Here is a 25,396-nt window from a genome sequence, read left to right as displayed (position 1 = left end):
TAGACGATAAGGACATTTTTCGTGCAGACCAATTTTTCAGCCGCGCAGCTCGCTGACCCGCATGTCGCGGAATCGGAGAAGATCCTGCGCAAATGCGTGCATTGCGGCTTCTGCACCGCGACTTGCCCGACCTATGTAACGCTCGGCAACGAGTTGGATTCGCCGCGCGGCCGCATCTATCTCATCAAGGATATGCTGGAGAACGGCCGGCCGGCGGATAAGGAGATCGTCACCCATATCGACCGCTGCCTCTCCTGCCTTGCCTGCATGACGACATGTCCGTCAGGCGTGAATTACATGCATCTGGTCGATCATGCCCGCGCCCACATCGAGCAGACCTACAGACGGCCGCTGCTCGACCGGCTGATCCGCGCCATGCTGGCTTTCGTGCTGCCCTATCCAGGCCGCTTCCGCGCCGCGCTGAAGCTCGCCCGGCTCGGCCGGCCATTGATCGGCCTGTTGGAAAAGCTGCCGACCCTGAAGCCGGTCGCCGCCATGCTAGAGCTTGCGCCGTCGTCGATCCCGCCGGCATCGCCGATCGCCTCGCCCGGGGTGCATGCGGGGCAGGGCACGAAACGCGGCCGCGTCGCCATCCTCACCGGTTGCGCCCAGTCGGTGCTCGATCCCGCCATCAACGAGGCGGCCGTCTCGCTGCTGACGCGGCTCGGCGTCGAGGTCGTGGTGCCGGAAGGCGAGGGCTGCTGCGGCGCGCTGGTGCACCACATGGGCCGCGAGGTTCAGGCTCTTGCGTCGGCTAGGCAAAATGTCGACGCCTGGACGCGCGCGATAGACCAGGGCGGGCTCGACACCATCATCATCACCGCGTCCGGCTGCGGCACCACCATCAAGGATTACGGCTTCATGCTGCGTCTCGATCCGGCCTATGCGGAAAAGGCGGCTCGTGTCTCGGCGGTGGCTAAGGATATCACCGAATATCTCGCTGCCCTCGACCTGCCTGAGCCGGTGCGCAAGCCGGGCACGATCGTCGCCTATCATTCCGCCTGCTCGATGCAGCACGGCCAGAAGATTACCCGTCAGCCGAAGGAGCTTTTGGCCAAGGCGGGCTTCGTCGTGCGCGAGCCGCGCGAGGGGCATCTCTGCTGCGGCTCGGCCGGCACCTACAACATCCTGCAGCCCGACATTTCGGCCAAGCTGCGCAACCGCAAGGTGAAAAATATCGAGGCGACCGGCGCCGAAATCGTTGCCACCGGCAATATAGGCTGCATCACGCAGATCGCGTCCGCGGCGAAGCTGCCGGTGGTGCACACGATAAAATTGCTCGACTGGGCCTATGGCGGCCCGAAGCCCGATGGCGTTTCCGAGAACAGCCTGGGTGGCGCGGAATAGCTACTCAGCCGCCAGCTGGTCCGCCACACCGTAGGTCGCGCGGTAGAGCGCGCGCTGACGGCTGAGCGCCACCATGGTGTTGCGCAGCAGGATCGCCACCGTGAGCGGGCCGACGCCGCCCGGCACCGGCGTGATCCAGGAGGCGACCTCCTTGACGCTCTCGGTGTCGACATCGCCGACGATGCGGCTCTCGCCGTCCGGGCCGATTTCCGAATTGATGCCGATGTCGATGACGCAGGCGCCGGGCTTCACCATCTCGGCCTTGATCAGCCGCGGCCTGCCGACGGCGACGAACAGCGCATCCGCGCGCCGCGCATGCGCCGCCACCGAGCGCGTCATGTGATGGCACACCGTCACCGTCGCCCCCTCGCTCATCAGCAGAAAGGCGATCGGCTTGCCGACGATCTCGGAATGGCCGACCACCACCACCTCGAGCCCCTTGAGGTCCAGGCCGGTCTCCTTGAGAAGCTCGACCGATGCGGCCGCCGTGCAGGGCGCGAGATCGAGCTGGTTGTAGACGATGTTGCCGATCGAGGCCGGATGCATGCCCTCGACGTCCTTCAGCGGGTGCACCGCCGCCTGCAGCGTCTTGATCGGGATATGCGCCGGCACCGGCCGCTGGATGATGATACCGGTGACGCGCGGATCGGCGTTGAGGCCGTGAATGGCGGCTTCCAGCTCGCCCGCCGTGATGTCGGCGGCAAAGCGCCGTTCCTCGAAGCCGATGCCGGCAAGCCCGGCCTTGGCGCGCTGGTTGCGCACATAGACGTCGACCGCGTCGGTGTCGCCGACGGTGATCGAGACCAGCTTCGGCGGGAAGCCTTCCGCTGTGGCGATGGCCGCTTCCTCGCGTACCGAAGCGATGATGCGCTGGGCGACCGGACCGCCCCTGAGATAGCGGCTGTCGTCGGACCGGGTCATAGGTGGAACCTCTGCCTTCTGGAGCAACTCCAGAAGGGCGGTTTTCCGTCCGGAATTGCGTAAAACCAAGATTGTGCGCTGCAATAGCAGAGGTGCGCTGGGAAATCAGCCCCGAATGCGAAACATGCTGCTTCCGGGGCGACCCGTTGACGGGCTCGAAACGAAAAGGGCAGCGCGGTCTCCCGTGCTGCCCTTCGTGACTGACCGTATCCCCACACGGCCCGTCCCCCGTTAGCTCGATGCCAGTCTAAACATGTCTCGCCAAACCGCGCTATGGCTTGGGGGCAACAGCAAGCGCCAAAACTGCTCAGCGCCGCCTAACCGGCTGATTCGCAGTTATTATATCACCTCGACGGTTGTTCCGACATTGACGCGCTCGTAAAGGTCGACCACATCCTCGTTGCGCATGCGGATGCAGCCGGAGGACACCGCGCCCCCGATCGTCCAGGGCTGGTTGGTGCCGTGGATGCGGTATTCCGTGGTGCCGAGATAGAGTGCGCGCGCGCCGAGCGGGTTCTCGATGCCGCCGGCCAGATAGGTCGGCAGGTAGCGACCCTTGGCCGCCTCGCGGGCGATCATTGCCGCCGGCGGGCGCCAGTCCGGCCACACTTTCTTGTCGGTGATCTTGTGCGTGCCCGACCATTCGAAACCGGGCTTGCCGGTGCCGACACCGTAACGGCGCGCCTTGCCGTCCTTCTCGACAAGATAAAGGAAGTTCTGGTGGGTATCGATGACGATCGTGCCCGGCCTCTGCGGCCCGTCATAGGCGACTTCCTGAGGCAGGTAGATCGGGTTGATCTGTGGCCGCATCACCATGCGCTTGGCAGGCTGCCGCACGGCTGCGGTGCGCTGCTGGTCGAGCTGCGCCTGGAAAAGCCGCCGCAGCGGCTGCTGGGTCGCCCGGCGGCTCGGGCGCACGATCCCTGGCGCATGGCCGAGCTGCAGCACCCAAGGCGCTGAAAGATCGGGGCTCACCATCACGGGCGGCCTGTCGGCATAACGGTCATTGGCGAAAGAGGTCGTCGCGCCGGCGGCAAGCACCGCGGCTGCGCCGAGCACGAAAGTGAACGCTGTCTTCATCGGAACGCACCTTGATCGTCGAACTCGTCCGAGGCAGGGGGAAAAGGCCTCGGCGTGGCGATCCTTGGCGCTGAGCGGCAAGCAAAACATGAATCGGAATGCGTAAAATGCCGACTTGTCAGTAAACTTTGTGGTGTGGTTACCGGCCGGTTCAGGAATCTGGTAAAGCCACGGTAAAACCGACGCTTGCGCGCATTAACGGACGGATTTCTAACAATGGAACAAGAAAATGCCGGCCTGCTCGATGGCCCCGACGGTATCGCGCGCTGCTTCTGGCACGGCAATCTGCCGGACTATCTGGACTATCACGACCATGAATGGGGCCGGCCGGTAGCGGACGATCGCCGGCTCTTCGAAAAGATCTGCCTCGAAGGTTTCCAGTCCGGTCTCTCCTGGCTGACCATCCTGCGCAAGCGCGAGAATTTCCGCGAGGCTTTCGCCAATTTCGACTTCGACAGGGTGGCGGCGTTCACCGACAAGGATGTCGAGCGTCTGCTCGGCAATGTCGGCATCATCCGCCATCGCGGCAAGATCGTCTCGACCATCAACAACGCTAGGCGCGCCCGTGAAATGGCCGATGAATTCGGCTCGCTGGCCGCCTGGTTCTGGAAGTTCGAGCCGGGGCCTGACGAGCGGCCGACGGTTGTCGACCTTGCGCATCTGCGCGCCAATCCGACGACGGCGGTCTCGGTCCGGATCTCGAAGGACCTGAAGAAGCGCGGCTGGAGCTTCGTCGGCCCGACGACCGTCTACGCCTTCATGCAGGCGATGGGCTTGGTCAACGACCATCTCGAAGGCTGTGTCTGCCGGGCAGAGGTGGAGGCCGAGCGGCAGAGGTTCAAGAGACCGAAATAGCGTCACCTCTACCTGCCCCTTATGGCCCCCTTGTGGGCAGGTCGCGCCGAAGGCGCGGGTCGGGTCGCAAAACCGAGTTCTCGCCTCCGACGCTACGCGTCCTCAGATTGGAGGGTGGGGCAAGATCAGAGGCTACCGGCGCTAGTCAGAAACAGCCCGGCGATGATGGCCGCCACGGCGGCAAAGGCCGGGTAGATCACCAGCAGTCCGGTCACCAGCGCGTCGCGCACCGTCGGCTTGTGGGCTTCTGCCACGACCCCGAACGGCCCTGCGGGCTGCTGCGCCGGCTTGGGGGTGGCGCTGTCGGCCGGCCGGAGCTTGGGAACCGGCTTGCTCTCAATGATGTCTTCCGTGGTCGTCATGGCCCGAACCCTTATTTCGGCGCGCTTTATGGTCCTTGATTGTGTCGGCAGCATGCCGCGCTGGTGACGCAATTGTTTCGTTCTTGGCGCCGTTTTGTTTCGAAGGCGCGGCCTTTCCTTCTCGCACAAGGAGAAGGGAAGGCGCCAACCCTTGCCGCCCAAGGCGGTATCGTCTAGGACACGCCCGCTCGAAATAAGTCAGCGTTCACATAGCGAAAAGACCCATCCATGGCCGACAAATCGGAAAAGACGAAAGCGCGCCTGCCGCGCGGTTTTGCCGACCGCAGCGCAGAAGACATTCGCGCCGTCGAGAAGATGATGGCGACTATACGCTCGGTCTATGAGCTTTACGGTTTCGAGCCGGTCGACCAGCCGATGATCGAATATACCGATGCTTTGGGCAAATTCCTGCCCGACCAGGACCGCCCGAACGAAGGCGTCTTCTCGTTCCAGGACGATGACGACCAGTGGCTGTCGCTGCGCTACGACCTGACGGCGCCGACGGCGCGTTTCGTCGCCGAGAATTACGACCGCCTGCCGAAACCCTATCGCAGCTACCGGTCCGGCTGGGTGTTCCGCAACGAGAAGCCGGGCCCCGGCCGCTTCCGCCAGTTCATGCAGTTCGACGCCGACACCATCGGCACGCCGGGCGTCGCCGCCGACGCCGAGATGGCGATGATGATGGCCGACGTGATGGAGGCGCTTGGCATCAAGCGCGGCGACTACGTCATCCGCGTCAACAACCGCAAGGTGCTGGACGGTGTGCTGGAGGCGATTGGGCTTGGCGGTGAGGAGAATGCTGGGCGCAGGCTGACGGTGCTGCGCGCCATCGACAAGCTGGACAAGCTCGGCCCGGAAGGCGTGAGGCTGCTGCTTGGCCCGGGCCGATGGGATGGCGGCAAGGAAGGCGAAGGCGATTTCGCAAAGGGCGCGGGGCTGAACGACGCGCAGGCCGAATCGGTTCTTCTCGCAACGGCAAGGAACGGCCAGGCTGGCCAGGATTCCAGCGTCGGTGCCAACGCTGTGTATCAGGAAGGCGTCGGCGAACTTGCAACGATTGAAGCTCTGGTCAGGGCTGCAGAATATGGCGAGGACCGCATTGCGATGGACCGCTCCGTCGTGCGCGGCCTCGAATATTACACCGGCCCGGTCTTCGAGGCCGAGCTGCTGGCCGAGATCCCCAACGAGGACGGCCAGATCGTGCGCTTCGGCTCGGTCGGCGGCGGCGGCCGCTATGACGGGCTGGTCTCGCGTTTCCGCGGCGAGCCGGTACCGGCGACCGGCTTCTCGATCGGCGTCTCGCGGCTAATGACGGCGCTGAAGAACCTCGGCAAGCTCGACACTTCCGACGTCATTGCGCCGGTCGTCGTCCTGGTCATGGATAAGGATACGGAAAGCCTCGGCCGCTACCAGAAGATGGTCGCCGATCTGCGCGCCGCCGGCATTCGCTCGGAAATGTATCTCGGCGGCGCCGGTATGAAGGCGCAGCTGAAATATGCCGACCGTCGCGGCAGCCCGATCGCCGTCATCCAGGGCGGCGACGAGCGCGTCAAGGGCGAGGTGCAGATCAAGGACCTGATCGAAGGCGCGCGCCTGTCGGCCGAGATCACCGATAACGCGGAATGGCGCGCCGCGCGCCCGGCGCAGGTGACGGTGGCGGAGAGCGAGCTGCTCTCCGAGGTGAAGAAGATCCTGGCAGCGCAGGCCGAGGAGCGGGCACGTGGCAAGTAGGGCGCCAACCTCTCCTTCTCCCTTTGTGGGAGAAGGTGGCCGAGCGAAGCTCGGTCGGATGAGGGGTGTTCCAGGGAGCGCCGGCGTCTCATTCCTTCCAGCACCCCTCATCCGTCTTGGCGCTGCGCGCCAATCCACCTTCTCCCACAAGGGGAGAAGGGAAGGTGGCGGTTTATGACTTCCCGCTATCCCGCCATCGCCGCCGACGTCGCAAAACTCTTCGCCGCGCGCGACACCCACGCGGTCGAGGTGGCCGTGCTGCAGCCGGCCGACCCGTTCCTCGACATGGCGGGCGAGGATCTGCGCCGCCGCATTTTTCTGACCGAAAGCGAGACCGGCAAGACGCTGTGCCTCAGACCGGAATTCACCATTCCGGTTTGCCTTGACCACATCGCCAGCCAGGCCGGCACGCCTCGGCGCTATTCCTATCTCGGCGAGGTGTTCCGACAGCGCCGCGAGGGCGGCAACGAGTTCTTCCAGGCCGGCATCGAGGATCTCGGCGATCGTGATACCGCCGCCGCTGACGCGCGCTCGCTGGCCGACGCGCACGCGCTGCTCTCGCTGGTGCTGCCCAGCGTGCCGCTCGCCATCACGCTCGGCGACCAGACCTTGTTCGAGGCGGTGCTGGCCGCGCTCGGCCTGCCGCGTGGCTGGCGCATGCGCCTCGCCCGCGCCTTCGGCTCGGCGTCGATGCTGGAAGCGGCCCTTGCCGACCTCGCCAATCCGCCGCGCAACAGCCAGCTGTCGGGTCCGGTGGCCTTGCTGGTGCTCGACAGCGATACCGACGGCCTCGCCGCTTATATCGCCGCCGGCATGGAAGAGGCCGGGCTGTCGGCCTCCTCGGGCCGCGCCCCGGCCGACATCGCGCGGCGGCTGATCGAGAAGGCGCAACTGCGCAGCGTGCGGCTGTCCGACGAGGCGTTCTCGGCGTTGAAAGGATTTCTCGAGATCGACGTCGCGCTGGGCGGAGCAACTGAGGCGCTGGAAAAATTCGCCGCCGCTGCCGGCCTGTCCCTTGGCGCGGCGCTCGAAAATTTCGCCGCCCGCGCCGAGGCGATCGCGGCGCATGGCCTGCCGGTCGAAAAGATCCGCTATGACGCCGCCTTCGGCCGTCCGCTCGATTACTATACCGGTCTCGTCTTCGAGATTGCTGCGCAGGGTGGCGACCGTCCGCTGGTGGGCGGCGGTCGTTACGATCGGCTGCTGACGCTGCTCGGCGCGAAGAAGGCGATCCCGGGCGTCGGCTTCTCGGTCTGGCTCGACCGCATCGAAGCATTACGGGAGCCCACGCGATGATCACGCTGGCGATCCCATCCAAGGGCCGGCTCAAGGAGCAGTCGCTTGAAGTCCTGGCCAAGGCCGGACTGGCGGTCACTCTGCCCCAGGACGACCGCAAATACCGCGCCCGGATCGAGGGCCTCGACAATGTCGAGGTGGCCTTCCTCTCCGCGTCCGAGATCGCTGGCGAGATCGGCCAGGGCGCGGTCGATCTCGGCATCACCGGCGAGGATCTGCTGCGCGAAAACCTCGCGGGCTGGGAAGCACGCGCCGAGATCGTCGCCCGTCTCGGCTTCGGTCATGCCGATGTCGTCGTGGCGGTGCCGGATATCTGGCTCGACGTCGATACCATGGCCGATCTCGACGATGTCGCCGCCGATTTCCGCCAGCGTCATGGCCGGCGGCTCAGGATCGCTACCAAATACTGGCGGCTGACGCAGCAGTTCTTTTCGCTGAAGCACGGCATCCAGGTCTACCGCATCGTCGAAAGCCTCGGCGCCACCGAAGGCGCACCGGCGGCCGGCCTTGCCGACGTCATCGTCGACATCACCACCACCGGCTCGACGCTGCGCGCCAACCATCTCAAGGTGCTGGGCGATGGAATAATCCTGAAGTCGCAAGCCTGTCTCGTTGCTTCCAGGAAGGTCCGCGACGCGGCCGATGAGGCACAGTTGCGTGGCATCGCCACGAAGATGGCTGCGCTGGTCGCTTAACCCATACCTTCGGCGGGTTTCCACCGTCCCGGCAGGCTGATAGGCTGGCTCATCCCGGGAGGTGACGGCGATGGCGATCAAACTCGACGAGCTCATGAACGCCACCAATCTGCGCGGGCGCGGAACGCATGGCACCTTCATTGCTCCGATGGACGGCAGGGCGCATGTCTCGGGCGACCGTTCGACGCCGTTGCTCGACAACACCATTCCGGAAATGTTCTCCGATACGGTGAGCAGATACGCCACGCTCGATGCCGCCGTCTTCGTCGGCCAAGACAAGCGCTTCACCTGGAGCGAGCTGTCGGATGCGGTCGACGCGCTGGCCGCCGGCTTCCTGGCGCTCGGGCTGGAGAAGGGCGATCGCGTCGGCATCTGGTCGCCCAACCGTTGGGAATGGCTGGTGACGCAGTTCGCCACCGCGCGCATCGGCCTGATCCTGGTCAACATCAACCCGGCCTACCGGCTCAGCGAGCTGGAATATGCGCTCAACAAGGTCGGTTGCAAGGCGCTGGTCACGGCGGTCAGCTTCAAGACCTCCGACTATCTCGGCATGATCGAGACGCTGGCGCCGGAGATCGCCAAGGCCGAGCCCGGCAAGCTCGAGGCAAAGAAGCTGCCATCGCTGAAGATCGTCATCCGCATGGGCGAGGACAACTCGCCCGGCATGTTCAATTTCGGCGATGTGCTGGCAATGGCCGGACGCGACGAGCATGACAGCCTCGATCGCATCTCCGAAAGCCTGAAGCCCGGCGACGCCATCAACATTCAGTTCACCAGCGGAACGACGGGCGCGCCGAAGGGCGCGACACTCACCCATTCGAACATCGTCAACAACGGCAGCTTCGTCACCTCGGCAATCAAGCTCACCGTCGACGACCGGCTCTGCATCCCTGTGCCGCTCTATCATTGTTTCGGCATGTCGATGGGCACGATGGGCTGCGTCACCAAGGGCGCCACGATGGTCTTCCCTGGCGAAGGTTTTGATGCGGGCGCGACGCTCAGGGCCGTCGCGCAGGAACGTTGCACCGGCCTTTATGGCGTGCCGACCATGTTCGTCGCCATGCTCGATCATGCCGATTTCCGTAGCTTCGACCTCTCCAGCCTGCGCACCGGCATCATGGCCGGCTCGCCATGCCCGATAGAGGTGATGAAGAAGGTGGTGTCGCTGATGCATATGGCGCAAGTGACCATTGCCTATGGCATGACCGAGACCAGTCCGGTCTCCTTCCAGAGCAGCGTCGACGACCCCCTGGAAAAGCGCGTCTCCACGGTCGGCCGCATCCATCCGCATGTCGAGGTCAAGGCGATCGGCGCCGATGGCGCCACCGTCCCGGTCGGCGAGCCGGGCGAGCTCTGCACGCGCGGCTATTCGGTGATGAAGGGCTATTGGGACGACGCGGAAAAGACCCGCGAGGCGATCGACGCGGACGGCTGGATGCACACCGGCGACCTCGCGACGATCGACGCGGAGGGCTACTGCAACATTGTCGGCCGGGTGAAGGACATGGTCATCCGCGGCGGCGAGAACGTCTATCCGCGCGAGGTCGAGGAATTCCTCTACCGCCACCCCAAGATCAAGGAAGTGCAGGTCTTCGGCATTCCCGACGACAAATATGGCGAGGAGATCTGCGCCTGGATCGTGCTGAAGCCCGGCCAGATCGCCACCGCTGAGGAGATCAAGGCCTTCTGCAGCGGCCAGATCGCGCATTACAAGGTGCCGCGCTACATCCGCTTCCGCACCGAGCTGCCGATGACGGTGACCGGCAAGCCGCAGAAATTCCTGATGCGCGAGGCAATGGTGGAGGAACTGGGGCTGGTGGCGCAGAAGACGGCGTGAGGCGGGATTGATCCGGAAATATTCAGCCTTCGCAAAACGCGCTCGAAGCGCAACTGCCGACCACGCGTTTGGATGGGATTATGGACAACGAGTTCCCAAATTTCGCGGCGCTGAAGGCCGCCAAAATCGAAAACGTGGACTATCGCATCGTCGTGCGGCGTGGCGCTCGAACCGGCAATGCGATCGTCCTCGCCCCGCACGGTGGGAAGATCGAGCCCCGCACCTCCCTGATTGCCGAGACGGTGGCAGGGAGCGATCTGGATCTGTATTGCTTTGAAGGAGTGATGCCGCACAACAATCGCGAGTTGCACATAACGTCAAATAACTTTGACGAGGAATCCGCGCTCGACTTGGTGCGGGCGAAGTCGATTGTCGTTGCTATCCATGGTCGCCAGGATCGGGACGATCCCTTGACAGTCTATTTGGGCGGCAAGGATGCTGCGCTGATTACAGAGTTAGTTGGACGTCTTCAGGAAGCCGGCTTCAATACAAAAAAGGACAACCATATTTTTCCAGGCATCGGCGATTTGAACATCGTCAATCGCGGATTGACCGGCAAAGGAGCGCAGCTGGAGATACCATTCTCCCTGCGCCAGCGGCTGGGGAACGAACCGGAACTTTTGCGAAAATTCTGCACGGCGGTTCGCAAGGCGATTGACACCGTCGATGCCAGAAGCCGTTCGATCGTTTCCTAAAGCCGCCTCACCCTAGACCGGCAAGGGGGAGCACGTCACGCACGCGTAAAGTCCTGGCGCGGATGCTTTGAGGTTGGTCATTGCCGGGGCGGGAAACGGCGTAGACCACGGCATCTCGAGGTTTCGGTGCGCTGGAACAGCCGGCGCCGCAACTCCTCGAGCATCCTCGGCAGCAGCGGATCGGCTTCCCGGAAGAAGTCGAACGCCGGGCGATCGGTCCGTCCACTTCGCAATGATGTCGGCTGGGGTGCTTCCCACAGGCTTTTCCGCTAAATTCGCGGAAACGCAGGGGCTTCAATGACTGGTTTCGCGCGGTCGGTGACTTCCTACACGATGCCATTGGCCGCCCTGGTGACGGCTGTCGCGGTCAGAGCCAGCGGCCTTTCGGTGGACGAAGGTTCGCTGAACATCAGGATTGTCGTTGGAGCGCTTTCGAGTGCGATCATGTTCATCACCATTTTCGTGGTGCTCGACCACGCCGAGGCAGTGGCCCGGCGCGTGGGGGAGCCGTACGGGACGTTGGTGCTGACCTTTGCCGTGACGGCAATCGAAGTGTCGATCATCGTTTCCATGATGCTGCATGGAGAGAACAACCCGACATTGGCGCGCGAGTCCGTTTTCTCGACGGTGATGATTATCTCTACCGGCGTCGTCGGTACGTGTCTCACGCTTGGCGGCTGGCGTCATCGCAAGCAGGCAATCGTTCGGCAAGGGACCAGCGCGTATCTCGCGGTTCTGATCGCGCTGACTGTCATGACGCTTGTCCTGCCGACCTACACCCAGACGACGGATCCAGGCACGTTTTCGGCGGGCCAGCTTGGTTTTGTGAGCGTCCTTTCGGTGCTGCTCTATGCAAGCTTCGTGTTCGCCCAGACCGTTCGGCACCGGGACGACTTCGTCCAGGAACAGGCGCACGACGTTTCGATGCGAACTGCCCTTCACGAAAGCCTTTCTGTCGGCGTTCTGCTGCTGCTGAGCGGGCTGATCGGCATCGTCATGCTGGCCGAGCAGGTCGCCGCCGGTGTCGAGGACACGCTCGTTGCCTACCAGGTGACCCAGGCCGACAGTATCGTGGGAGCGATGATCGCCGGGCTGGTTTTGATGCCGGAGGCCATTTCGGCGGTTCGCGCCTCGCTCAACAATGAGCTGCAGCGCGGCCTCAACGTTGCGATGGGTTCGGCCTGCGCCACCATCGGTCTGACGATACCGGCGGTCGCGGCCGCCAGCCTGCTGACAGGCCGAGGGTTGACCCTTGGGCTTCCGGCGGCTGATGCGGTACTTTTGGCCCTGGCGCTTTTCATTTGCAGCGTAAGCTTCAGCACCGAAAGAACGACATTCCTGACCGGAATGGTTCATATTGTGGTGTTCTTTACCTACGTATTTCTCATATTTGTGCCGTGAAGGCTTGCAATCGAACGAGGGATAGAGAACTCGAGGTTGGGACCCGCACTATCGGATTTTCGAAGCGGGCAGCGTTAGCTCCGGTAAGCAGCAGAAGCTTCCGATACGGGGCGTTGGCTGAGAATTGGGATTGGGCAAAGCTCAGAAACCAGGGTCAGCTCGCCAGCACCGCATGATCCAATCCCCGTATGATCTTTGCCAGTTCCACGCATTCGTCCTGGCGCACCTTGTTGCGCCGCCATGCGAGGCAGATCATGCGCTGCGGCATCGGCTCCTGGAACGGCACAATCTTGAGGTCCGGCATGACGCCGGCGGCGCTTGCCGCCATTTCCGGAACCAGCGTCACGCCCAGCCCATGCGCCACCATCTGCAAGAGCGTGGTGAGACTGGTGGCGCCATAGCTTGCCATCGCCACCGGCCGAACATTGCCGCAGACGGCCAGAGCCTGTTCGCGCAGGCAATGACCTTCCTCGAGCAGCATCAGCCGTTCCAGCGCCGGGCTTTCCGGCGGCACGGGCGGCGAGGCGAAAGCCGGATCGCCGGCGGGCACCGCAAGGAAGAAGCGGTCCGGGAAGAGCTCTTCCGTGACAAGCCCCGGATGGTCGAGCGGCAGCGCGGCGATGAAAGCGTCGAGCTTGCCCGAGACATTGTCCTCGACCAGCGATGCCGTCACCGCCTCGCGCAGTTCGAGCTGCAGGCCCGGGAAATGCTTCTTCAATTCCGGCAGGACCCACGGCAGGAGATAGGGCGCTACGGTCGGAATTATGCCCAGCCGGAAGCGGCCTTCCATCGCAGGGCGGCCGCGCCGGGCGGTTGTCTCGACGTCACGTATATCGGCAAGAATGCGCTCGATGCGCGGCTGCAGCACAAGTGCTTCGTCCGTCATCCGCACCGCCTTGCCGCCGCGCTCGAACAGAAGACAGTTCAGCCGCTCTTCCATTTCGGCGATCTGGGCGGAGAGCGCCGGCTGGCTGACGCCGGCAAGCTTCGCGGCGCGGCCGAAATGCAGCGTCTGCGCCAGCGCGTCGAAATAAAGCATCTGTCGCACGGTGAGGCCGATCATAAGGAAAGCTTATCAAAACGAACAGGAAAGGCAATTTGTCTTTATCGCCAAGCCGGCCTAGGCTGGAATCATTCCAGATTGGCGCGGCCGCTGGCCGGCCCCGAAATCTGCGCAGAATCAATCTCGGAAAAATCAAAACCCTGGAGAGTAAGATGGACGCGAAAACCGACGACAACAGCGCTGGCAAATGCCCCGTGGCGCATGGATCCGCCGGCAGGACCAATCGGGATTGGTGGCCGAATCTGCTCGACCTTGGCGTTCTTCATCAGCAGTCGAACCTCTCGGACCCGATGGGCGAGGATTTCAACTACGCCACCGAATTCCGGAGCCTCGATCTCGATGCCGTGATCAAGGACCTGCACCATGTGATGACCGACTCGCAGGACTGGTGGCCGGCCGATTTCGGCCATTACGGACCGCTCTTCATCCGCATGGCCTGGCACAGTGCCGGCACCTATCGCATCGGCGACGGGCGTGGCGGCGCCGGTGCCGGCCAGCAGCGGTTCGCGCCGCTGAACAGCTGGCCGGACAATGCCAATCTCGACAAGGCACGCCGGCTGCTGTGGCCGGTCAAACAGAAATACGGCCGCAAGATCTCCTGGGCCGACCTGATGATCCTTGCCGGCAACGTCGCGCTGGAATCGATGGGCTTCAAGACCTTCGGCTTCGCCGGCGGCCGCGCCGACGTGTGGGAGCCGGAGCAGGACGTGGATTGGGGCTCCGAAACGAAGTGGCTGGACGACCAGCGCTATTCCGGCGACCGTGAACTGCAGGGCCATCTCGGCGCCGTTCAGATGGGCCTGATCTACGTCAACCCGGAAGGCCCGAACGGCAAGCCGGATCCGGTCGCCGCGGCCCGCGACATCCGCGAGACCTTCCGCCGTATGGCCATGAACGACGAAGAGACCGTGGCGCTGATCGCCGGCGGCCACACCTTCGGCAAGACCCATGGCGCCGGCGATGCCTCGCTGGTGGGCGTGGAGCCGGAAGGTGCCGGCATCGAAGCGCAGGGCCTCGGCTGGTCGAGCAAACATGCCACCGGCATTGCCGGCGACGCCATCACCTCGGGCCTGGAGGTCACCTGGACCACGACGCCGACCAGATGGAGCAACAATTTCTTCGACAACCTGTTCAACTTCGAATGGGAGCTGACGAAGAGCCCGGCCGGTGCCAATCAGTGGACGCCGAAGGGCGGCGCCGGCGCCGGCACGGTTCCGGACGCGCACAATCCCTCCAGGCGTCATGCTCCGGCCATGCTCACCACCGATCTCGCGCTGCGCTTCGATCCGGCCTATGAGAAGATCTCGCGTCGCTTCCACCAGTACCCGGACCAGTTCGCCGACGCTTTCGCCCGCGCCTGGTTCAAGCTCACCCATCGCGACATGGGCCCGGTGGTTCGTTATCTCGGCCCGCTCGTGCCGAAGGAAGAGCTGATCTGGCAGGATCCGATTCCGGCGATCGACCACGAACTGGTCAGCGAAGAGGATATCGCCGCGCTGAAGGCGAAGATCCTGGCCTCCGGCCTCACGGTTCCTGAACTGGTCTCAACTGCCTGGGCCTCGGCCTCGACCTTCCGCGGCTCGGACAAGCGCGGCGGCGCCAATGGCGGCCGCATCCGTCTCAGCCCGCAGAAGGACTGGGAAGTCAATCAGCCGGCCCAGCTTTCGAAGGTGCTGGCGAAGCTCGAAGCCATCCAGCAGGAGTTCAACGCGGCGCAGGCTGGCGAGAAGAAGATCTCGCTCGCCGACCTGATCGTGCTCGGCGGCGCCGCCGCGATCGAGAAGGCCGCGAAGGACGGCGGCAATGAGGTGAACGTGCCCTTCACGCCAGGCCGCATGGACGCTTCGCAGGAGCAGACCGATGTCGAATCCTTCGCGGCACTCGAGCCGAGGGCCGACGGCTTCCGCAACTATGTCCGCGGCAGGCTGCCCATGTCCGTCGAAGCGATGCTGGTCGACCGTGCGCAGCTCCTCACGCTGACGGCGCCGGAAATGACGGTGCTGGTCGGCGGCCTGCGCGTGCTCGGCGCCAATCATGGCGGCTCAAAGCACGGCGTGTTCACCGACAGGCCGGGCACGCTGACCAACGACTTCTTCATCAACCTGCTCAGCATGGCGACCATCTGGGATCCGGCGGCCGGCTCCGAGCCAGACTCGGATGAGGTCTATGAGGCGCGCGACCGCAAGACCAAGCAAGTCAAGTGGACCGGCACCCGCGCCGACCTGATCTTCGGCTCGCACTCGCAATTGCGTGCGCTGGCCGAGGTTTACGGCTCGGCGGATGCCAAGCAGAAGTTCGTCAAGGACTTCGTGAAGGCGTGGACGAAGGTGATGAATCTCGACCGCTTCGAACTGGTCGCGAAGTAAAGCATGTCTCCCGAGAGTGGGAGCCGCTTTTCGGCACAAAGGCAACTAAAGCGCACGGAGCGAAACTGAAAGATCGCGATGCGCTTTAGGTCTCATCCTCCCAAAGAGAAGGCGCGGGTTCATGCCCGCGCCTTTTGCATTACGTATCAGTCTTTTTCGAAGATGCCAGTCTTGGCGACGATGCCGGCGATCGCCCCGCCGATCAGTGGCGCGACGATGAACAGCCAGAGCTGGCCGAGCGCCGCCCCGCCCGAAAACAGCGCCGGGCCGATCGAGCGCGCCGGATTGACCGAAGTGCCCGTCACCGGGATCATGGCAAAGTGGAGCCCTGCCAGCGTCAGGCCTATCACCAGGCCGGCAAAGGCCGTCATGTGCTTGGCGTTGGTGACGCCGAGAATGACGGTGACGAAGGTGAAGGTGCCGATCAGCTCCCACAGGAAGGCCGAGCTCATGCCCCATTTCGCCTCGTCCCAGCCATTGGCGCCGAAGCCCCCGCTGTGGCCGCCGGCCTGACCGGTGACGATGATCCACAGCGCCAGCGAAGCGATGATGGCGCCGATGATCTGCGCGATCCAGTAAGGCACGACTTCCCTCGCCGGCATCCGCCCCGCAAGGAACACGCCGAGCGTCACCGCCGGATTGAGATGCGCGCCCGAGATCGGGCCGATCGCATAGGCCGCGGCGATCAGGCCGATGCCGAACGCCAGGCCGATCCCTTCCTGTCCGAGCGGCAGCGCGCCGCCGAAGCCGCCCGTGACCACGGAGGCCGTGCCTATGAACACCAACAGAAACGTGCCTAGAACTTCTGCCAGATAAGTCTTCATTGCCCTCTCCTCATAGGGATCCGCCAAAACGCGTTTTCCGCGTCGCGAATCACAGGCGAAAGAGTATTCCTGCCGGCAAAACTTGGAAAGCTGAGTGTTAAGCCAGTGGTCTTGCTTTGCATCCGCCAGTCAAGACATTAGAGAAGTTTCATGTGCGAGGCGTTTTTCTTGTTATCCGCTGACCGCCGACTGCCGCAAAAGAACCTTCCGCCTGTTGCATGGACGATGGCATGGGACAGGTCGTTTTGGCTTCACCGCAAGAGAAGTGTTTCAATCGGAGCCGGAAAGGCTCTAAGAGCAGGGCTGGAAGCAACGATAGACGGAAGCAGGAATGAGACTGGGCGGAAGGCTGGCGGCGGCCATCGAAGTGCTTGAAGACATCGGCCGGCGGCATCGGCCGGTGGCCGACGCCTTGCGCGACTGGGGCTTGTCGCACCGCTTTGCCGGTGGCGGCGACCGCGCGGCGATCGGCAACATCGTCTACGACGCGCTGCGCCGCAAGCGCTCGGCCGGCTGGCTCTTCGGCGAGGAGACGCCGCGCGCCATCGGCTTCGGCGCGTTGCTGCTGGAATGGGGCCCGACGGCGCGGTCGCTGAATGACGCTCTCGACGGCGACAAGTTCGCGCCGCCGCTGCTCAGCGCCGCCGAACTGAAAGCGGCAGCCTCCGGCAGGCTCGCCGATGCGCCGGATGCCGTGCGGGCCGATGTTCCGGACTGGTGCGCGCCGCTTCTCGAACACGCCTATGGCGATGACTGGGTCGAAGAGGGCGCGGCTCTCGCGATGCGCCCGCCGCTGGACCTCAGGGTCAATGCGCTGCAGGCAGACCGCGGCAAGGTGCTGGCGGAACTCCAGGGCACCGGTGCAGCACCTGCCGCAATCGCGCCGCACGGCATTCGCATCCCGCCGATCAATGGCGACGGCAGGCATCCGAACGTCCAGGCCGAGCCCGCCTTCCAGAAAGGCTGGTTCGAGGTGCAGGACGAGGGCTCGCAGCTTGCAGCAGCGCTCGCCGGCGCCGAGCCAGGCATGCAGGTGCTCGACTATTGCGCGGGCGCCGGGGGCAAGACCCTGGCGCTTTCGGCAGAGATGGACAATCGCGGCCAGGTCTTCGCCCATGATGCGGAAAAGGTCCGGCTGGCGCCGATCTTCGAGCGCATCCGCCGCGCGCACAGCCGCAACATCCAGGTCGTCAGCAAGCCTGCGGAACTCGCGCCGCTCACCGGTCACATGGACCTCGTGCTGATCGATGCGCCCTGCACCGGCAGCGGCACCTGGCGGCGGCGCCCGGACGCCAAGTGGCGGCTGACGGACAGACAGCTCGATGCCCGCAAAGGTGAGCAGCAGGCGATCCTCGACATGGCGCAGGCTTTCGTGAAGCCCGGCGGGCTGCTCGTCTACATCACCTGCTCGGTGTTCGATGCCGAAAACGGCGAGCAGGTCGCCGCCTTCCGCGAGCGCCACGGCGATTTTGCGCCGGTCGACCACCGCCAGCTCTGGGACGGCCGTTTCCCCGGCCACGAGGGCGCTGCGCGTATTGGCGAAGCCGGTGGCATCTCACTGTCGCCGGCGCTCAGTGGCACTGACGGGTTCTATTTCCACGCCCTGCGCAGGGCCGCATGAGGGCGGCCGGCATTTGCTGCGCTGCAACATAAGCGATTGCCTGTCCTGCCTGCCTCTGCAATAAGCTTCGCCAGCAAAAATGAGGCGAAGGCCATGGCAGCCAAAATCGTACCCGCTCCCGATTATGAGGATCGCGTCAGGACTTCCTTTGCCCGCCAGAAGGCCATGGCCACCATCGGTGCGGAGCTGACGCTGGTCACGCCCGGCATCATCGAGATCGAGATGCCCTATGCCCCTTCGCTCACCCAGCAGCACGGCTTCTTGCATGCCGGCGTCATCTCGACCGCGCTGGACTCGGCCTGCGGCTATGCCGCCTTCTCGTTGATGCCGCAGAATTCCAGCGTGCTGACCATCGAATTCAAGGTCAACCTGCTCGCACCGGGGAAGGGCGAGCGCTTCCTGTTCCGCGGCTCGGTGACCAAGCCAGGCCGCACCATCATTGTTGCCGACGGCCAGGCCTATGCTTTCGCCGCCGATGGCGAGGTCAAGCTGATCGCCACCATGACCGGCACAATGATGACGGTGGTTGGCCGCGACGGCATCGAGGGGTGATCCATGGCCAGCGTTGCGCGGTTAGGGGAAAAATCCGTCCTCTTCGTCATGGCGGCCGAGGCCGAATACGGTCCGCATCTCAAAAAGCGGTTCACGCCGCTGATGACCGGCGTCGGCCCGGTCGAGGCCGCCGTGCGCCTCGGCGCCGAGCTCGCCACGTTGAAGGCCGAGAATGCGCTGCCGGATCTCGTCGTGTCGCTAGGCTCCGCGGGAAGCCGAACGCTCGAACAGACCGAAATCTACCAGGCCGTGTCGGTGAGTTACCGCGACATCGACGCTTCGCCGCTCGGCTTCGCGAAGGGCGCGACGCCGTTCCTCGACCTGCCCGTGACGGTGCCGCTGCCCTTCGTCATTCCCGGCATCAGGACCGCGACGCTGTCGACCGGAGGCGCCATCGTCACCGGGGCCGCCTATGACGCGATCGACGCCGACATGGTCGACATGGAGACCTTCGCCTGCCTGCGCGCCTGCCAGCTGTTCGGCGTGCCGCTGATCGGCCTGCGCGGTATTTCCGACGGCGCGGTCGATCTCAGGCATGTCGGCGACTGGACCGAGTATCTGCACGTCATCGACGAGAAGCTGGCGGCGGCGATAGGTCTGCTAGAGCAGGCGATTGCGTCCGGCGCGATCGGCCTTACTTAATGCATGTCGCCCAAAAGTGCGCAGCGGTTTTGGGAGAACGACATGCATCAGATGAAACTTGAAGCTCGTCGCCTGGGCCCGTTCGACGCGACGCGCTTTAGGCGTTGTGGCAAGGACCGAACGCCGCAACGCGCCACCATTGCGCCGAATCGGTTCTTTCTTTAAAGGCTCGCCATGACGACACATCTCGACACCGTTCTCATCATCGACTTCGGCAGCCAGGTCACGCAGCTGATCGCGCGGCGCGTGCGCGAGGCCGGGGTCTACTGCGAGATCGTTCCGTTCCAGTCAGCCGCGGAGGGCTTCCGCCGCATCCGGCCGAAGGCCGTCATCCTGTCGGGCAGTCCGCACTCGACCGTCGACATCGGCTCGCCCCGCGCGCCCGACGAGGTCTTTTCGTCCGGCATTCCGGTGCTCGGCATCTGCTATGGCGAGCAGACGATGTGCGCTCAGCTCGGCGGCAAGGTCGAGGCCGGCCATCACCGCGAGTTCGGCCGGGCCTTCCTGGAGATCGAAAACGACTGCGCGCTGTTCGACGGTGTCTGGGCCAGGGGCACGCGTCATCAGGTCTGGATGAGCCACGGCGACCGCGTCACCGCCATTCCGGAAGGATTCAAGATCGTCGGCACCTCCACCGGCGCGCCCTTCGCAGCGATTGCCGACGAGGCACGGAAGTTTTACGCGGTGCAGTTCCATCCCGAGGTCGTCCATACCCCGGACGGCGCGAAGCTGCTGAGCAACTTTGTCCACCATATCGCCGGCCTCAGCACGGGCTGGACCATGGCTGCCTATCGCGAGCAGGCGGTCGAGGCGATCCGCAAGCAGGTCGGCAAGGGCAAGGTGATCTGCGCGCTATCAGGCGGCGTCGATTCCTCGGTCGCTGCGCTCCTGATCCACGAGGCGGTCGGCGATCAGTTGACCTGCATCCTCGTCGACCACGGCCTGATGCGGAAGGACGAGGCGAAAAGCGTGGTGGAGATGTTCCGCCAGCATTACAACCTGCCGCTGATCCTGGTCGACGCTTCCGACCGCTTCATTTCGGCGCTGGAAGGCGAGAGCGATCCGGAAAAGAAGCGCAAGACCATCGGCCGCCTGTTCATCGAGGTGTTCGAGGAAGAGGCCAAGAAACTTGGCGGCGCCGACTTCCTGGCGCAGGGCACGCTCTATCCCGACGTCATCGAAAGCGTCTCCTTCTCCGGCGGCCCGTCGGTGACGATCAAGTCGCATCACAATGTCGGCGGCCTGCCCGAACGCATGAACATGAAGCTGGTCGAGCCGCTGCGCGAGTTGTTCAAGGACGAGGTGAGGGCGCTGGGCCGAGAGCTCGGCCTGCCCGAAAGCTTCATCGGCCGCCATCCGTTCCCGGGTCCTGGCCTCGCCATACGCTGCCCGGGCGGCATCACCCGCGAGAAGCTCGAGATCCTGCGCGAGGCCGACGCCATCTACCTCGACGAGATCCGCAAGGCCGGCCTCTACGATGCCATCTGGCAGGCCTTCGCCGTGCTCTTGCCGGTGCAGACCGTCGGCGTGATGGGCGACGGCCGCACCTACGAATTCGTCTGCGCGCTGCGCGCTGTGACCTCGGTCGACGGCATGACGGCCGATTTCTACCACTACGACATGAACTTCCTGGGCGCCGCCGCCACCCGTATCATCAACGAGGTGAAAGGCATCAATCGCGTCGTGTACGATGTTACGTCGAAGCCTCCGGGCACCATCGAGTGGGAGTGATTCAGGCCCATTCGAACACCGCTGAAATTGCGCCAGAGTTCGATCTAAGTCGCTGAGATAAAAAGTAGTTTTGGCCGGCAATTTTCGCCGGTTATCGGTGTGCGTCGTTTGGAGCTGCCGTACCGGTTGCCGGACCTCACCCACATTGCCACGATGTTTTTTGACAGTACCGTCACGTCATAGAGGGCTTCTGACGGTACCTTTTTCCACGCCAAGCGGCTGAAAACTAAAGGTAAATTCTGCAAATCAGCCCTCAAACCTGATGACGGTACTTTAAGCTTCCGCGAAGTTCGGCCATCAGGCGAGTACGTTCAATGGCTCGCCATAGCTACCATTTGCAAGGTCCACGAGCCCTGGCGGGAGCAAGGCGGAACAATCCGATTGCCGGCGAGTTTTCAAGATGAAGGGCGCATCTGTTTCGGAGGAAGACTGGGATGAAACGCGTCCTTGCCCAAAATGCGGTACGGCTGATGCTGGGCGGCGTAACCGCCTGTCTGCTTACGGTCGTTGATATCCCCAACCCGATTGCACCATTCTCGCTAGTGTCGCAGGCAAGGGCCGCCACCGAGGTTTCGATCAGCACATTCTACGAAGACCTGTCGTCCCATGGCGATTGGGTCTCGTATCATGGAGCGACCGTTTTCGTGCCAGTTGATGTACCTGACGATTGGCGCCCGTATACCTTGGGCCATTGGGTCTATACAGAGGAGTATGGCTGGCTCTGGGTATCCGACGAGCCATTCGGCTGGGCGACGTACCATTACGGCCGGTGGGGCTATGCCGACGATATCGGCTGGTACTGGGTTCCGGGCACTCGCTGGGCGCCAGCATGGGTGACTTGGCGTCGTGACAGGGAGCACATCATTTGGGCTCCGCTGCCGCCGCGCCGTGATCCGGACTTGATTTCAATCGAGGTAACCTTCGACACGACGCCGGATTATTACTGGGTTGTGGTCCCTAGCCGCGAATTCCTTGCTGCCGACGTTTCTGTCGCTGTTATCCGTGATAGGTCCGAGTTTGTGCGGATTGTCGAGGCGGCCCAGCCGGCCGGCGACGTGACCATCCAGAACAACGTGGTGATCAACAAAGTCATTGATGTTGATGTGATCGAAAAGGAGACGGACCAGAATGTGACTGCCGTCAAGGTCAGCAAGACCGACGCGCCCGAGCAGTCCGGCAAATTGGAAAATGACACGGTCGCGGTCTTCGAAGGTGAGGTGAAAGCCGACCCCAAGGCAAGACCAGCTAAGCTAAAGGACATCGAGCAGGTGAAGCAGGTTCAGGCTGGCCGTAAATCGAAGCCGACCGAAGGCGCAAGGGCCGATGGGGCGGAGCCGGAAGAGACCGCCAAGCCTGAGCAGCCCGCCGCCGAGCAGCAGGAGGCCGAGCCGGAACAGGCCGCCAAGCCTGAGAAGCCGAAGGGCAAGAAGCAGCCCGCCGCCGAACAGGAGGCCGAGCCGGAACAGGCGGCCAAGCCCGAGAAGCCGAAGGCCAAGACGCAGCCCGCCGCCGAGCGGCAGCAGACCGAGCCGGAACAGGCTACCAAGCCTGAGAAACCGAAGGCCAAGAAGCAGCCCGCCGCCGAGCAGCAGGCCGAGCCGGAACAGGCTGCCAAGCCTGAGAAACGAAAGGCCAAGAAGCAGCCCGCCGCCGAGCAGCAGGCCGAGCCGGAACAGGCGGCCAAGCCTGAGAAACGGAAGGCGAAGGAGCAGCCCGCCGCCGAGCAGCAGCAGGCCGAGCCCGAGCAGGCGGCCAAGCCCAAGCCACGGAGCCAGAAAAACAAGGCGTGCGATCCGCAGACTGACGCGAACTGCTAGGCGGCCGCGAAGGAAAGTCGATTGCACAGCCGCCGGCGTTACCCGGGCGAGTCAGCGACACTCGTCTTTGCAGTCCGAGTCCCTGCGATTCTCCCCGACGTTCCTCGGCTCCGATAGCGTCGGATCCTTGGCGGCGGATGGGCCCAGTGCCGGGACGTTGTTCTGAACCGTCATGACCAATGTTCGGCGGCCGGCGCGCGCATGTCGGTGGGCGGGCACTGAACGAAGCAAGGACGAAGCAGTCGTGGCGCTCGAGGAGAAATTCACGCGCTATCGCCAGAGACGCTGACGGCTGGTCTGCGCTATGCCGAAGCGAAGGGCATGTGAAATCGGGGCAGGGCGATGTTGGAACCATTGCCATTTGCCACAGAAGCCGGGCTAGGCCGCGCGTGAGCCTTAGTGGGGTGCAGAAAACGCGTCAGGGGGCCCTATTTCGTTCACCAGTCGCGCGCCTGTCGAGCAGCGGCACTCGACAAAGCCGCCGGTGAACAACTCCTGGGACCTTCGCCCCTTGTCGAAGTTCGGTAGCTGGGCGGCGCTGTTGCGTCGGGATGGCTATCGGGCCCGATTGGAACGGGCTGATCAGAGGAGACCCGACAAAAGAGCCGTCCCTCACACCGTCGGGCTCTTTCAATGCGGCGCTTTATTGAAGAGCTTTCCGGTGACCAGCTACACCGTTGAAACGATGTCGGGGACGGATGCAGTATTGCCTACGCGAGGACCACCCCACCTAAAGAAGCCGCTGAATGGGTGACCGGCCGCCACGTACAGGACCGGCGAGACGAGACCCAATGGGTTCGCGTCACCGACGACACCACTCGAGCGGTCTACAATTTGCTCCAGATAGGAAAAGCCCGCCGCCGAGACGGACCGGGTCCCTCACTTGTTAGCCGCCCGCGGCGCAAAGATTTCAATTCCCAACATCTCTCGCCGTGCGACTACCGGGGCCGGCAGAAGGCAAACGGCGATTTAAAAACACGCAATAGAAAATTGCGATTAAAATAGAGGCAGAAGCCCAAAATTTGACAACGCCTTGAAGCGGAAGCGGCCGTTGAAAACTTGAGTTGAAATTATAACCAACTGTAACTGATCGATTTTTTGCCCGGCACTTTGGACTGTCAGGTTTGGCACGTCGCTTGCACCGCAATGTTGCAATGCAAAACAACCAGCTTGGGAGTGTGCAATATGAGGGGCAATTTCTCGACAATAACAAAAATGTTTTCGGCCGGCGTGATCGCTGCCGGCCTGTCGATATCGGCCCCCGCCAGAGCGGCCGACGACACGATCAAGGTCGGCATCCTCCATTCGCTCTCGGGGACCATGGCGATTTCGGAGACGACGCTGAAGGACGTCATGCTGATGCTGATCGAGGAGCAGAACGCTAAGGGCGGCCTGCTCGGCAAGAAGCTCGAGGCGGTTGTCGTCGATCCGGCTTCCAACTGGCCGCTCTTCGCCGAAAAGGCGCGCGAGCTGATCTCCAAGGACAAGGTCGCGGCGGTCTTCGGCTGCTGGACCTCGGTGTCGCGCAAATCGGTGTTGCCGGTGTTCTCGGAGCTCGACAACATCCTGTTCTACCCCGTCCAGTATGAGGGCGAGGAAAGCGAGCGCAACGTCTTTTACACGGGTGCTGCCCCCAACCAGCAGGCCATTCCGGCCGTCGACTACCTGATGAGCGCCGATGGCGGCTCGGTGAAGCGCTGGGTGCTCGAAGGCACCGACTATGTCTACCCGCGCACCACCAACAAGATCCTCGAAGCCTATCTGAAGTCGAAGGGCGTGCCGGCCGAGGACATCATGGTCAACTACACGCCGTTCGGCTTCTCCGACTGGCAGACCGAAGTCTCGGCGATCAAGAAGTTCGGCTCGGCCGGCAAGAAGACGGCCGTGATCTCGACCGTCAACGGCGACGCCAACGTGCCGTTCTACAAGGAACTGGGCAACCAGGGCATCAAGGCCGAGGACATTCCAGTCATGGCCTTCTCAGTCGGCGAGGAAGAACTGGCCGGTCTCGACACCGGTCCGCTGGTCGGCCACCTCGCCGCCTGGAACTATTTCGAGAGCGTCGACACGCCCGAGAACAAGAAGTTCATCGACGACTGGCACAAGTTCATAAAGAACGACAAGCGCACGACCAACGACCCTATGGAAGCCCACTATATCGGCTTCAACATGTGGGTGAAGGCAGTCGAGAAGGCCGGTACTACCGATCCGGACAAGGTCATCGACGCCATGGTCGGCGTCTCGGTGCCGAACCTGACCGGTGGCTATTCGACGATGATGCCGAACCATCATATCACGAAGCCGGTGCTCATCGGCGAGATCCAGGCCGACGGCCAGTTCGAGACCGTCTCGCAAACGCCCGGCCTTGTGATGGGCGACGAATGGTCCGACTACCTGCCCGATTCCAAGAACCTGATCTCCGATTGGCGCGCGCCGCTCAGTTGCGGCAACTTCAACGTCGCCACCGGCAAGTGCGGCGGCAAGGGCACCAACTGATCCTCCCAGGTCTGTCGGGTCGCCGCGTGGCCCCGCGATCCGAGACCGCGGCCCGGGCGGGCCT

The 25,396-nt window shown here is 63.5% G+C and carries 20 protein-coding genes; 15 read left to right on the top strand and 5 right to left on the bottom strand.

What is annotated here, in order from left to right; genetic code table 11:
• The first annotated feature begins 21 nt into the window (after window positions 1-21).
• Window positions 22-1,347 (top strand): glycolate oxidase subunit GlcF, encoded by a 1,326-nt coding sequence (gene glcF, locus P9217_RS06610; protein ID WP_278086370.1) that lies wholly within the window; start codon window positions 22-24, stop codon window positions 1,345-1,347.
• Here the strand turns inward: glcF and P9217_RS06605 are convergent, their stop codons facing one another.
• The gene (locus P9217_RS06605) at window positions 1,348-2,268 is read right to left on the bottom strand and encodes a bifunctional 5,10-methylenetetrahydrofolate dehydrogenase/5,10-methenyltetrahydrofolate cyclohydrolase (protein ID WP_095781901.1); all 921 of its coding nucleotides are present in this window, start codon (window positions 2,266-2,268) and stop codon (window positions 1,348-1,350) included.
• Between the two features lie 339 nt (window positions 2,269-2,607).
• Complete coding sequence (locus P9217_RS06600; protein ID WP_278086371.1) at window positions 2,608-3,348, bottom strand: L,D-transpeptidase; 741 nt, start codon at window positions 3,346-3,348, stop codon at window positions 2,608-2,610.
• A gap of 216 nt (window positions 3,349-3,564) precedes the next feature.
• On the opposite strand from P9217_RS06600, the gene P9217_RS06595 reads away from it, so the two are divergent.
• Entirely contained in the window at window positions 3,565-4,203 is a 639-nt protein-coding gene (locus P9217_RS06595) for a DNA-3-methyladenine glycosylase I (protein WP_278055314.1), read from the top strand.
• Between the two features lie 125 nt (window positions 4,204-4,328).
• On the opposite strand, the gene P9217_RS06590 is transcribed toward P9217_RS06595, so the two are convergent.
• Window positions 4,329-4,565, bottom strand: a complete 237-nt coding sequence (locus tag P9217_RS06590) for a hypothetical protein (protein WP_278052814.1) — start codon at window positions 4,563-4,565, stop codon at window positions 4,329-4,331.
• Window positions 4,566-4,793: 228 nt separating this feature from the next.
• Here P9217_RS06590 and hisS point away from each other — a divergent pair, with 228 nt between their 5' ends.
• The 6 genes from hisS (at window position 4,794) to P9217_RS06560 (ending at window position 12,220) form a co-directional block, all read left to right on the top strand.
• On the top strand, window positions 4,794-6,296 hold the full coding sequence (gene hisS, locus P9217_RS06585) for a histidine--tRNA ligase (protein WP_127246567.1): 1,503 nt from the start codon (window positions 4,794-4,796) through the stop codon (window positions 6,294-6,296).
• A gap of 174 nt (window positions 6,297-6,470) precedes the next feature.
• Window positions 6,471-7,592, top strand: a complete 1,122-nt coding sequence (locus P9217_RS06580) for an ATP phosphoribosyltransferase regulatory subunit (RefSeq protein ID WP_278055313.1) — start codon at window positions 6,471-6,473, stop codon at window positions 7,590-7,592.
• Entirely contained in the window at window positions 7,589-8,287 is a 699-nt protein-coding gene (hisG, locus tag P9217_RS06575; RefSeq protein WP_278055311.1) for an ATP phosphoribosyltransferase, read from the top strand. The genes P9217_RS06580 and hisG overlap by 4 nt, the downstream gene beginning before the upstream one ends.
• Window positions 8,288-8,357: 70 nt before the next feature.
• Window positions 8,358-10,124 (top strand): AMP-binding protein, encoded by a 1,767-nt coding sequence (locus P9217_RS06570; protein WP_278086372.1) that lies wholly within the window; start codon window positions 8,358-8,360, stop codon window positions 10,122-10,124.
• Window positions 10,125-10,204: 80 nt separating this feature from the next.
• Window positions 10,205-10,819: a poly-gamma-glutamate hydrolase family protein gene (locus P9217_RS06565; RefSeq protein ID WP_095801071.1), complete on the top strand. Its 615-nt coding sequence runs from the start codon at window positions 10,205-10,207 to the stop codon at window positions 10,817-10,819.
• A 297-nt stretch (window positions 10,820-11,116) separates the two neighbouring features.
• Entirely contained in the window at window positions 11,117-12,220 is a 1,104-nt protein-coding gene (locus P9217_RS06560) for an ionic transporter (RefSeq protein ID WP_095801070.1), read from the top strand.
• A gap of 154 nt (window positions 12,221-12,374) precedes the next feature.
• On the opposite strand, the gene P9217_RS06555 is transcribed toward P9217_RS06560, so the two are convergent.
• Entirely contained in the window at window positions 12,375-13,283 is a 909-nt protein-coding gene (locus P9217_RS06555; protein WP_095801069.1) for a hydrogen peroxide-inducible genes activator, read from the bottom strand.
• Between the two features lie 152 nt (window positions 13,284-13,435).
• On the opposite strand from P9217_RS06555, the gene katG reads away from it, so the two are divergent.
• Window positions 13,436-15,649, top strand: a complete 2,214-nt coding sequence (gene katG / locus P9217_RS06550; protein WP_095801068.1) for a catalase/peroxidase HPI — start codon at window positions 13,436-13,438, stop codon at window positions 15,647-15,649.
• A 146-nt stretch (window positions 15,650-15,795) separates the two neighbouring features.
• Here katG and P9217_RS06545 read toward each other — a convergent pair whose 3' ends face one another.
• Window positions 15,796-16,473 (bottom strand): MIP family channel protein, encoded by a 678-nt coding sequence (locus P9217_RS06545; RefSeq protein WP_278086373.1) that lies wholly within the window; start codon window positions 16,471-16,473, stop codon window positions 15,796-15,798.
• Between the two features lie 331 nt (window positions 16,474-16,804).
• Here P9217_RS06545 and P9217_RS06540 point away from each other — a divergent pair, with 331 nt between their 5' ends.
• The 6 genes from P9217_RS06540 (at window position 16,805) to urtA (ending at window position 25,332) form a co-directional block, all read left to right on the top strand.
• Window positions 16,805-18,094, top strand: a complete 1,290-nt coding sequence (locus P9217_RS06540; RefSeq protein ID WP_095825774.1) for an RsmB/NOP family class I SAM-dependent RNA methyltransferase — start codon at window positions 16,805-16,807, stop codon at window positions 18,092-18,094.
• A 93-nt stretch (window positions 18,095-18,187) separates the two neighbouring features.
• Window positions 18,188-18,646 (top strand): PaaI family thioesterase, encoded by a 459-nt coding sequence (locus tag P9217_RS06535; RefSeq protein ID WP_278086374.1) that lies wholly within the window; start codon window positions 18,188-18,190, stop codon window positions 18,644-18,646.
• A gap of 3 nt (window positions 18,647-18,649) precedes the next feature.
• Entirely contained in the window at window positions 18,650-19,288 is a 639-nt protein-coding gene (locus tag P9217_RS06530) for a 5'-methylthioadenosine/S-adenosylhomocysteine nucleosidase (RefSeq protein WP_095825773.1), read from the top strand.
• 174 nt (window positions 19,289-19,462) lie between these two features.
• Complete coding sequence (gene guaA, locus P9217_RS06525; RefSeq protein WP_278086375.1) at window positions 19,463-21,019, top strand: glutamine-hydrolyzing GMP synthase; 1,557 nt, start codon at window positions 19,463-19,465, stop codon at window positions 21,017-21,019.
• 434 nt (window positions 21,020-21,453) lie between these two features.
• A complete protein-coding gene (locus P9217_RS06520; protein WP_278086376.1) occupies window positions 21,454-22,836 on the top strand; it encodes a DUF6600 domain-containing protein in 1,383 nt (460 codons plus the stop codon).
• Window positions 22,837-24,021: 1,185 nt separating this feature from the next.
• Entirely contained in the window at window positions 24,022-25,332 is a 1,311-nt protein-coding gene (gene urtA, locus P9217_RS06515) for an urea ABC transporter substrate-binding protein (protein ID WP_127215183.1), read from the top strand.
• Window positions 25,333-25,396: the final 64 nt, after the last annotated feature.

The organism is Mesorhizobium sp. WSM4989 (genome assembly GCF_029625795.1).
Lineage (GTDB): Bacteria > Pseudomonadota > Alphaproteobacteria > Rhizobiales > Rhizobiaceae > Mesorhizobium.
Note: the sequence above shows the minus strand (reverse complement) of the source record. Positions and strands in the feature narration are given on the sequence as shown.